Genomic DNA, 9,940 nt, shown 5'->3' on the forward strand with positions numbered 1-9,940 from the left:
ATGTACGCCATGAAAAATGCCCCGCATCGTTGATGCGGGGCATTTTGCAGGAGCTGGCTCAAAATTTCAGGTTTTCACACAGCCTGTGTAGGAGCGGCCTTGCGTCGCGATGGGCTGCAAAGCAGCCCCCAAGGCCCCATGTTTCACCACATAAATTAAATTTAAATTGATTTTAAATTAACCCTGCGCCACGCTCTGCCCATACCCTTCACGCGCAGAGTCCCCGCCATGTCCACAGCCCCCCGCGAACCACGCAAGGACGGCGCCGCCACCCGTACCCGCATTCTCGAAGCCGCCGGCGAGCTGTTCGCCGCACTCGGCTACGCCGAAACCAGCAACAAGGCGGTGGCCGCCAAGGCCGAAGTCGACCTTGCCTCGATCAACTACCACTTCGGCAGCCGCAACGGCCTGTACCTGGCGGTACTCGACGAGGCCCGCCAGCGCTTCCTCGACCTCAGCGACCTGCAACGCATCACCCAAGGCAGCCAAGCACCAGCCGAAAAACTGCGCGTGCTGGTGGAACTGGTGGTGCACAAGGCCACTTCCGCCAGGGACAACTGGCACCTGCGGGTACTGGCTGCAGAAATCCTCGCCCCCAGCCCCCACGGCCAGGCGCACTTGCAGGCCGCCGCACCGCTGCGGCTGTCGCTGCTCAAGGGGCTGTTCAGCGAGATCAGCACCCTGCCTGTCGACGACCCCGCCCTGACCCGCTGCATTCTTTGCGTCACGGCGCCCTGGGCAATGCTGCTGATCGGCCCGCGCGGCGGCGCCGGGGCGCTGCACGAGATTTTGCAGATGCCCGTCGAGGCGGTTGCAGCCCAGTTGTATCACTTTGCCCTGGCAGGCCTGCAGGATGCAGGACGCCAGCATGCCCAGGCCCACGCCACACACCGTTGAGGTCAGCCCCGTGCAACCGACATCCACTGATACCACCACCGCCGCAGCGCCCGCGCAAACCTCCATCCCGGTGCTGTTGGCGGCCCTGATGCTGGTGATGTTCCTGGCCGCCCTGGACCAGACCATCGTCTCGACCGCGCTGCCGACCATCGTCAGCGACCTGGGCGGGCTGCGCTGGCTGTCGTGGGTGGTCACTGCCTACCTGCTGGCCTCCACGGTGGTGGTGCCGCTGTATGGCAAGTTCGGCGACCAGTTCGGCCGCAAGCGCGTACTGCAGGTCGCTATCGTGCTGTTCCTGCTGGGCTCGGTGCTGTGTGGTGCAGCGCAGACCATGGGCCAGCTAATCGCTTTCCGTATCTTGCAGGGGTTGGGTGGTGGCGGCCTGATGGTGGTGGCGATGGCCGCCATCGGCGATGTCATCCCGCCTGCCGAACGTGGCCGCTACCAGGGCCTGTTCGGCGGCGTGTTCGGCCTGGCCACGGTGGTCGGGCCGTTGATCGGCGGCTTCCTGGTGGAACACCTGTCGTGGCACTGGATTTTCTACATCAACCTGCCGCTGGGCCTGCTGGCACTGCTGGTAATCGGCAACGTGTTCCGCCCGCATGTGGCCCTGGTGCAGCACAAGGTGGACTATATCGGCGCGTTCTTCCTTACCGTGGCACTCGGCGCCTTGGTGCTTATCACCAGCCTGGGCGGCAGCCTGCTGGCATGGCAATCGCTGGATATGCTGTGCCTGTCTCTGTTCGCCCTGATCGGCCTGGTCGGCTTTGCCCTGGAACAGCGCCGCGCCGCCGAACCGATCATGCCGCTGCACCTGTTCCGCCACCGTACCTTCGTGCTGGCCGGGCTGATCGGCTTCATCGTCGGCGTCTCGCTGTTCGGCGCGGTCACCTTCCTGCCGCTGTACATGCAGGTGGTGAAGAACGCCACGCCCACCAGTGCCGGGCTGCAGATGCTGCCGCTGATGGGCGGCCTGCTGGTGGTATCGGCGGTTACCGGGCGGCTGATCAGCCGCTGGGGCCGCTACCGGGTGTTCCCGATCCTCGGCACCTTGTTGCAGGTGGTTGCCCTGGGCCTGCTCAGCCGGCTTGAGCTGGACACCCCCATGGTGCTGATGAACCTGTACATGGGCCTGCTCGGTGCAGGCCTGGGCATGGTCATGCAGGTGCTGATTCTGGCGGTGCAGAACAGCGTCGAACCTCGCCACATGGGTGTGGCCACCTCCGGGGCCACGTTGTTCCGCTCGATTGGCGGCGCCATCGGCGTGTCGCTGTTCGGCGCGCTGTTCTCGCACGCCTTGCTGGGCGGCCTTGGCAGTGACTTCAGCGCCAGTGCCGGGTCGCCAGCCAGCCTCTCGCCTGCCGCCGTGCACGCCCTGCCCGCTGCGCTGCAGCACAGCTACCTGCAGGCGTTTTCCGGGGCCATGCATGGCGTGTTCCTGTTGGCCGGGGTGATTACCAGCGTGGCCTTCGTGCTGTCCTGGCTGCTGCGCGAAGTGCCGCTGCGCAAGGCCGCACAGGCGTGAACAAAGGTTTACCCGGCCCGCGTAAAGCGCCATGCTTGGCAGCTCTTTGGAATGAGAAACGCCCATGCTCACGGTGCAGGACCTGATCGATATCGAACTGCTCAAGTTGCAGGCCGTGGCTGGCGCGGCCGGCACTGGCAGGCTGATCACCTGGGCCCACACCGTCGACTTGCCAGACCCATGGCGCTGGGTGTCGCCGGGCGACCTGGTGATGACCACTGGCGTCGGCTTGCCCAGCGCCCCGGCAGCCCAGGTGAGCTGGCTGGAGCAGTTGGTGCAGAGCAACCCCAGCGCCTTGGTGGTCGCGCCCCGGGCCGATGCCCCGGCGCTTTCCAGCGAGCTGCTGGCCGCCGCCGACCGCCTGCTGTTCCCAGTGCTGCATGGCAGTTTCGAGCTGGAGTTCGTGAAGCTGTCGCACTACGTGATCGAGAGCGTGCTGCAGGCCCAGCGCGAACGCTTCAACGCCAGCGAGCGGCTGTTCCAGACCTACGCCGACGCCTTGCGCAAAGCCCCGGACATGGCCGGGCGCCTGGCTATCCTGGCCGACACCCTCGGCCTGGACCTGGCCATCGAGGACGCGCCAAGCGGCGTCAGCGTGGTCGAAACCCGCCAGGCCGGGCAAATGGCCCCCGAGCGGGTCGAACGCATCCCCATTGCCGGCCGCGCCCGCGCCAATTTGCTGATGGCACGCAAAGGCTCGCGCACGCAGGATGACTCCATCCTCGTGCGTTCGCTGGTCGGCTTGCTGGGGGTCGAACTGGAGCGCCTGATGATCCACCGCGACCAGCAGCGCGAAGAAGGCGCGGCCCTGCTGCGCAGCCTGCTCGACAGCGAGACGGAGTTCAGCCTGGCACGGCCGATGCTGGAACGCCGTGGCCTTGCCGGCACCCTGATAAGCCTGGCGATCAGACCGGGCAGCCACGGCCCGTGGAGCAGCGCCGACATCCACCAGGCCCCTGCCCTGCACCATGGCACGCCGCTGCTGCTCGATGACAAAGGCCTGCTGCTGGCGATCAGCCGGGACGACGCACCCAGCCTGGCGGCGCTGTGCCACAACCTTGGCAAGGGCACGGTCATTGGCATCAGCGGGCCGATCGCGGCGGCCACCGGGTTTCGCGAGAGTGTGCGCCAAGCCCGCCTGGCGCTGACCCAGGCCGAGGAACATGGCGCGCAACAGCTGCGCTATGGCGAAGCGGAAACCGGCCTGATCATGGCGCCCAAGTCGCTGGCCGAGGCGCGGGCGCTAGTTGGCCGTTACCTGGGGCCGCTGATCGAGCACGACCGCAGCCAGGGCGCGGCATTGCTGCAGACGTTGGTCACCTTCCTGAACAACGACAGCAACTGGAAGGCCACAGCTTATGATTTGGGGATTCACCGGCAGACACTGGTGTACCGGTTGAAGCTGGTGGAGCAGCTGTCCGGGATCAAGCCGACCACCACCAGTGGGATTGCGCGGTTCTGGATTGCGATTCAGGCCGGCAAGAATACCGACCTGTTTGGTGACAAAGCCTAAAGGCCATCGCCGGCAAGCCAGCTCCCACAGGTCATGCACAAGGCTCAGGCCTGTGGTGATCCTGTGGGCTGGCTGGCCGGCGATGGGCCGCAACGCGGCCCCAAATTCGCTAATTCAACTCAACTTCAGCAACCCGCTGCTGCCCCCGCGGCACCCGCACCACCAGGTAAGAAACCGCAATCACCGCAATCGCCACCAAGCACTGCCCCAGGCTCACCCGCATGCTTGGGTCAAAGGCCATGCTCACCAGCACCGCCACGATCGACCCGGTCACCAGCAGCGGCAACCACGGGTGCCCCCACATGGCGAACTTCAACGAGCCTTCCGCCACCCATTTGCGCCGCAGTTTCAGCTGCGACAGGCAAATCACCAGGTAGACGAACAGGAACACCGTGCCCGACGAGTTGATCAGGAACTGGAACACGGTGTCCGGCCACAGCGCCGCAATCACCACGCAGCCATAGCCGACCACGGTCGAGGCAATCACCCCGCGCACCGGCACGCCGTTGCCACTGACCTTGGCCACCCAACGCGGCGCCTCACCGTTGGAGGCCAGCACGTAGAGCAGCCGCGACGAGGTGTACAGCCCGGCATTGAGCACCGATAGCACCGCCACCAGGATAACCACGGTAAGCATGTCGCCCGCGCCGGGAATGCCGATATGTTCAAGTGTGCTTACAAACGGCGATTTGCCAGGTGTGATCGAAGTCCACGGCTGCGCCACCACAATGAAGAACGTCGCCAGCACGAAGAACACCAGAATGCGCAGCATCACCGTGTTGACCGCCTTGCGGATGTTGCGCGACGGGTCTTCCGATTCTGCTGCCGCCAGGGTGGCGACTTCCACACCGGTCATGGAGAAGATCACCACCACCACACCGGTGAACAACGAGCCCACGCCGTGTGGCAGGAAGCCGCCGTGCTGGGTGAGGTTGGCAAAGCTGGCGCTGGAGCCGGGCCACAGCTTGAACACATACAGCCCCGCCACCACCAGGAACACCACGATGGCCGCGACCTTGATGCCGGCGAACCAGTATTCGGCCTCGCCGAACGAGTGCACCGACATCAGGTTGAGCAGGGTCATGCCGACCATCAGGCCAAGGGCAATGACCCACACCGGGATGGCGGGCAGCCAGGCGTTGATGATCTGCCCGCCGACCACGGCCTCGAAACCGACCACGATCACCCAGAAGTACCAGTACAACCAGCCGGTCATGTAGCCGGCCGGGCGCCCGAAGGCCAACCGGGCATAGTCGACGAACGAGCCTTTGGCCGGGTGTGCGGCGGCCATTTCGCCGAGCATGCGCATCACCAGCGCGACGATCAGCCCGGTGATGGCATAGGTGATGAAGGCGCCCGGGCCGGTTGACGCGATAACCGCGCTGGACCCTACGAACAACCCGGCCCCGATCACACCGCCCAGGGCCAGCATACTGATGTGCCGGGTCTTGAGGGCACGCTTGAGACGCGGGTCATGCTCCGATTGAATCGGCATTGGTTGTCTCCTTTTATTATTGGTAATCGACATTGCCGCTTCAGGAGGGTATGCAGGGCCCGGTGTACGGCCTAGCGCAAAAATGCAGGCGTGCAGGCGTGGGCCTGTACAAATGTATGAAGGGTGAGAAGGGTTCCTGCGGCCGCAGCCGCGAACCATGCGGGAGATTACCCAGCCCTACGGGCTGCGCTGCCGCGAAGAGGACTGGGTTGGCGGGCGTTCCGCGTACCCTGTGGGAGCGGGTTTACCCGCGAAGCAGGCGACGCGGTGTATGGCACCGGCTGCGCCGGTGTTCGCGGGTAAACCCGCTCCCACAGAGTCCGCGGCGCGGCGGCGCGACTTCAGGAAGCTCCCCTGTCAGTCAGGTTGATTGAGAACAGCTACCCTGCCGTGCACTCCCCCGCACTGCCTCGGCCAGTTTGCGCAGGTTGGCCTGGTGAGCATTGACCAGGCTGGTGATGCTGGTGTCCGCCGCGGTCTGCAGCGAGGTGCGGCAGGTCAGGTCTGCCCGCCCCGGCTGCGTCAGGCGCCATACCGCCTGCAACGAGGCGTAGCGCCCCGGTACCGTGTCGAAGCGCTGCACATCCACCCGCAGCGACGCCTTGCCGCCGCCCACCGGCCCGCCCAACTGGTCCTGCAAGGCACTGCGGAACTCATCCACCAGGTTGGCCCCCCACCACTCCGTCTCAAGAATGGCCAGGCCGCTCTGCCCTTGCCGCACCACCAGTTGCGGGCGGTCCACCTGCGGCGGCACGGCCACCCTGTCCACCTGGATGCGCTGGCCGGTGTCGCGCACCGGCTCGCTCGGTACCAGCGTGTGATAGTTGTTCAGGGTGCTGCTGCAGCCCCACAGCAATAGCAGCAGGCCGCCCCCACACACATTGCGCAGTCGATGCATCGGCTGTCTCCTCAAGGTTCAAGGTCTGCGGCCCCGGCCGCCTTCGGTCGCCCACGAATCAGCGACTCGGGGTGCCGGCCCAGGTAATCGGCAAGGTCACGCAGCGAACGCGACATGCGCTCCAGTTCGTCCAGGGTTTCACCCATCCGCTCGCGCTGTGGCGAGTCCTCGGAAATGGCCGAATTGGCCGTGCGCAGGGTCTTGTGCACTTCGTCCAGCGCCACCTTCACGTCCGGCAGCGTCTGGCCATTGAACTGCTTGAGGCTGGCGCGCAGTTCACGCAGGCTGCCGTCGAGGTTGTTGGCAATGCTCTCCAGCGGCAGTTTGGCGATCCGTTCCACCACCCGCTGCAGCTGCTCCTGCAACTGCTCCAGGCTGCCGGGCAGCGTGGGAATGACGATGGGGTTTGCGGCCACGTCGAAGGCCACTTTGGGGGCATCAGGGTAGAAGTCCAGTGAAATGAACATCTGCCCGGTGATCAGGTTGCCGCTGCGCGCCTGGGCGCGCAGCCCGTGCTCGACGAAGGTGCCGATCAGCCGCCGCGCACCGTCCATGTCGCCCTCGGTGTGCTTGAACACTGCCAACATCTTGCGGTGTACCGGCCCCAGCCGCTGTGGGTAGATCACCGCATCGACCACCACCGGGAAGGTCTGCCGGGTGGCATCGTAATCGAGTTTGACTGCAGTGACCCGGCCGAACTCCACGCCCTTGAACTCCACCGGGGCGCCCACCGACAAGCCGCGCATGGCCTGGTCGAAGCGCAACTGCAGGTACTGCGCCTGGCCATTGGGTGGCGCCAGCGCCGTATCGCGGTCGGCAAACAACTGGAAGCGGGCCTGGTCGACAGCCGGCTCGGCTTGCGGGGCGAAGTCGGGCGAGCCGAACGCCAGCCCTCCCACCAGGATGGACGAGAGCGACTCGGTATCGACCTTCAGGCCGTTGGCACTGATCTGCATGTCGACACCACTGGCATTCCAGAAGCGCGTGTCCGCAGTGACGAAGCTGTCGTAAGGTGCCCGCACGAACACGCCAATCTCCACCCCTTTGCCATCGTCCTGCAGGGCAAACGACACCACCTCACCCACCGGGATCTTGCGGTAGTAGATTGACGAGCCGACATCCAGCGAGCCCAGGTCGCTGGCGGTAAGGAAAAAGCGCTTGCCCTTTTCGTCAAAGGTAATCGGCGGCGGCAGCTCCAGCCCGGTGAAAGACTTCTCCGGCACTTTCGACTCGCCGGAGTCGGCCCCGATGAAACTGCCCGAAAGCAGGGTATCCACCCCGGAAACGCCGCCCACGCCAATGCGCGGCCGCACCACCCAGAAGCGCGCCCCCTGGGTGGCGAACGAGCGGGCGTCGTTGGACAGCTGCACCTTGGCGACCACGCTTTTCCCGTCATCGGCCAGGTCCACCGTGGTCACTTCACCAATCACCACGCTGCGGTATTTCACCTGGGTCTTGTGTGCCACCAAGCCTTCCCCGGTGTGGAAGGATATTGAGATCACCGGCCCCTGCTGCATCCAGTTGCGCACCACCAGCGAAGCGCCGATCAGGATTGCCAGTATCGGCACAATCCATACCAGCGACACACTCCAGCGCCGGGTATGCACCTCCGCCTGCCCCGCGCCATCGCGCTTGTCAGTCTGTTGCCCCATCAATGCGGCCTCCCCTCGTTGGCATGGCTGTCCCAGATCAGGCGTGGATCGAAGCTCATTGCAGAAAACATGGTCAGCACCACCACCATGCCGAAAAACAGGATGCCCACCCGCGGCTCGATGGTGCCCAGCCCGCGCAGCTGCACCAGCGCCGCCACCAGCGCTACTACCATCACATCGAGCATCGACCAGTAGCCGATCAGCTCGACGAAGCGGTACAACTGCGAGCGTTGCCGGCAGGCCCAGGTGGAGCGGTGCTGGGCGGTGTACAGCAGCAGGGCTAGGGAAAAGAACTTGATCGCGGGCACGCCCACGCTGGCAATGAAGATGATCAGCGCGATGTCCCAGGCCCCAGCCTCCCAGAACTCCAGCACACCGCCGCCGATAGTGCTTTCGCTGCCACTGCCGAGCATTTCGGTGTGCATCACCGGCAGCAGGTTGGCGGGAATGTAGAAAATCAGCGCAGCCAGCAGAAACGCCCAGCCGCGGCTGATGGCATTGGCCTTGCGCCGGTGAATGGCGGCGCCACAGCGGTTGCAGGTATGCGCGCCGCTGCTCAAGTCACAAGCCTGGCCGCAGCCGTGGCACAGACACAGGCCCAGGTCGTCGGCATTGGCCGGGCTGGTCATACCTGCTCCCACAAGTCGCGGATGTCCTTGCCGGCAATATGGATGATCAGCATGCTCAACGCGGCCAGGGCCAGCAGGCCGATGCCGGGGATCACATCGAGCAACCCGGCCAGCTTGATCACCGCCACCATCGCCCCCAGCAGGCACACCTCCAGCATGCTCCACGGCCGCAGGCTCTCCAGGCCGCGCATGCACAGGGCAAAACCAGGGGCACGTTGGCCGGCCAGGGCGAAACTCAACAGCCAGCACAGCACAGCTATCTGCAGCAGCGGCGCAAAGATGATGGACAGGGCCATGACCAGGGCGATGAAGGTGATACTGCCGTGGCTGAGGATCAGCACCGAATCCCACAACGTCGCCGAGTGGGTCAGGCCCTGCATGCCGATGGTCATTACCGGGTAAAAGTTGGCGAACACCAGCAGGATACCGCCCGTCACACTCAATGCCAGGCGCTGCTCGATGGTCAGTGACCGGTGCCGGTACAGCACGCCGCCACAGCGCTGGCAAAGGGCGCGTTGGTGCTTGAGCAGCGGCACACGGTGATACACCGTGTCACAGTATTCGCAGATGATCAGGTCATGGGGCTGGCTCATGGCGTTTCCACAGGGGGCCCGGGCTCAGGCAGTGATGCGAAGGCGAACCACGTTTGATATCCGGTTTAGACCATCTGGGCAAAACTGCCATTCTCATGCGCCAAAGCCGAACTATCCTGTGAAACGGGGTTCCCGCCCACTGGAGGTGTGCCATGCGTACGTTCAAGTGGAGTTATCTGCTGGTGCTGCTGTGGGCGGCATCGGCAGCCCAGGCGCAGTCGGTGGTGCCGCTCAAGGGCCAGAGCAGCCAGCAGATGCAACTGGATATCAACGATTGCAATACCGTCGCAACCAATGCCGCGAACAGCAGCGCGACGTCCAACGACCCTCATGTCGGCGGCCGGGTACGCGGTGCGGCCGCCGGTGCCGCCGCCGGTGCGGTAGGCGCGCAGGTACGCGGCAACCAGCACGACGAGTTGTATGACCGGGTGGGTGACGATGCCAAGCAGGAATACCGGCAGAACCGTGCCGGCGAGGTAGCCGCCGCCGGTGCCGCAGTGGGTGGCATGCGCCAGCGCCAGGACCGGCGCCAGGACCGGCGCGGCCAGGACGAAGCAAAAAACCAGGCCCATGCCAGTGCCTACAGCGGCTGCCTGCAGGGCCGCGGCTATCAGGTCAACCCTTGAACAGCCCTCAAGCTTTTCGCAGTACCTGTACAGGCTGTGTGAAAACCTGAAATTTTGAGCCAGCTCCTGCAAAATGCCCCGCATCAACGATGCGGGGCATTTTTCATGGCGT

9 protein-coding genes are annotated in these 9,940 nt (G+C 64.9%); 4 read left to right on the top strand and 5 right to left on the bottom strand.

Translation table 11 applies throughout. The features are described 5' to 3' along the window. Positions 1-228: 228 nt before the first annotated feature. From ACIP1G_RS31620 to ACIP1G_RS31630, 3 genes are all read left to right on the top strand, one after another. Positions 229-897: a TetR/AcrR family transcriptional regulator gene (locus ACIP1G_RS31620; protein ID WP_400744492.1), complete on the top strand. Its 669-nt coding sequence runs from the start codon at positions 229-231 to the stop codon at positions 895-897. Then, positions 869-2,422: an MDR family MFS transporter gene (locus tag ACIP1G_RS31625; RefSeq protein WP_400744495.1), complete on the top strand. Its 1,554-nt coding sequence runs from the start codon at positions 869-871 to the stop codon at positions 2,420-2,422. The genes ACIP1G_RS31620 and ACIP1G_RS31625 overlap by 29 nt, the downstream gene beginning before the upstream one ends. 64 nt (positions 2,423-2,486) lie before the next feature. Then, positions 2,487-3,935 (top strand): PucR family transcriptional regulator, encoded by a 1,449-nt coding sequence (locus tag ACIP1G_RS31630; RefSeq protein WP_400744497.1) that lies wholly within the window; start codon positions 2,487-2,489, stop codon positions 3,933-3,935. A gap of 109 nt (positions 3,936-4,044) precedes the next feature. Here the strand turns inward: ACIP1G_RS31630 and ACIP1G_RS31635 are convergent, their stop codons facing one another. From ACIP1G_RS31635 to ACIP1G_RS31655, 5 genes are all read right to left on the bottom strand, one after another. Beyond that, entirely contained in the window at positions 4,045-5,430 is a 1,386-nt protein-coding gene (locus ACIP1G_RS31635) for an amino acid permease (protein WP_400744500.1), read from the bottom strand. 361 nt (positions 5,431-5,791) lie between these two features. Next, positions 5,792-6,328 carry a membrane integrity-associated transporter subunit PqiC gene (locus ACIP1G_RS31640; protein ID WP_400744503.1) on the bottom strand — a complete coding sequence of 179 codons (537 nt, stop codon included), beginning with the start codon at positions 6,326-6,328 and terminating at the stop codon, positions 5,792-5,794. Between the two features lie 11 nt (positions 6,329-6,339). Beyond that, positions 6,340-7,980: an intermembrane transport protein PqiB gene (locus ACIP1G_RS31645; RefSeq protein WP_400744504.1), complete on the bottom strand. Its 1,641-nt coding sequence runs from the start codon at positions 7,978-7,980 to the stop codon at positions 6,340-6,342. Continuing rightward, the gene (locus tag ACIP1G_RS31650; RefSeq protein ID WP_400744507.1) at positions 7,980-8,609 is read right to left on the bottom strand and encodes a paraquat-inducible protein A; all 630 of its coding nucleotides are present in this window, start codon (positions 8,607-8,609) and stop codon (positions 7,980-7,982) included. Before ACIP1G_RS31650 ends, ACIP1G_RS31645 begins: the two co-directional genes overlap by 1 nt. Next, entirely contained in the window at positions 8,606-9,202 is a 597-nt protein-coding gene (locus ACIP1G_RS31655) for a paraquat-inducible protein A (RefSeq protein ID WP_400744510.1), read from the bottom strand. The genes ACIP1G_RS31650 and ACIP1G_RS31655 overlap by 4 nt, the downstream gene beginning before the upstream one ends. A gap of 152 nt (positions 9,203-9,354) precedes the next feature. Between ACIP1G_RS31655 and ACIP1G_RS31660 the strand changes: the two genes are divergently transcribed. After that, positions 9,355-9,828, top strand: a complete 474-nt coding sequence (locus ACIP1G_RS31660; RefSeq protein ID WP_400744513.1) for a hypothetical protein — start codon at positions 9,355-9,357, stop codon at positions 9,826-9,828. Positions 9,829-9,940 lie beyond the last annotated feature (112 nt).

This window comes from Pseudomonas sp. NPDC089392 (assembly GCF_044749595.1).
Lineage (GTDB): Bacteria > Pseudomonadota > Gammaproteobacteria > Pseudomonadales > Pseudomonadaceae > Aquipseudomonas.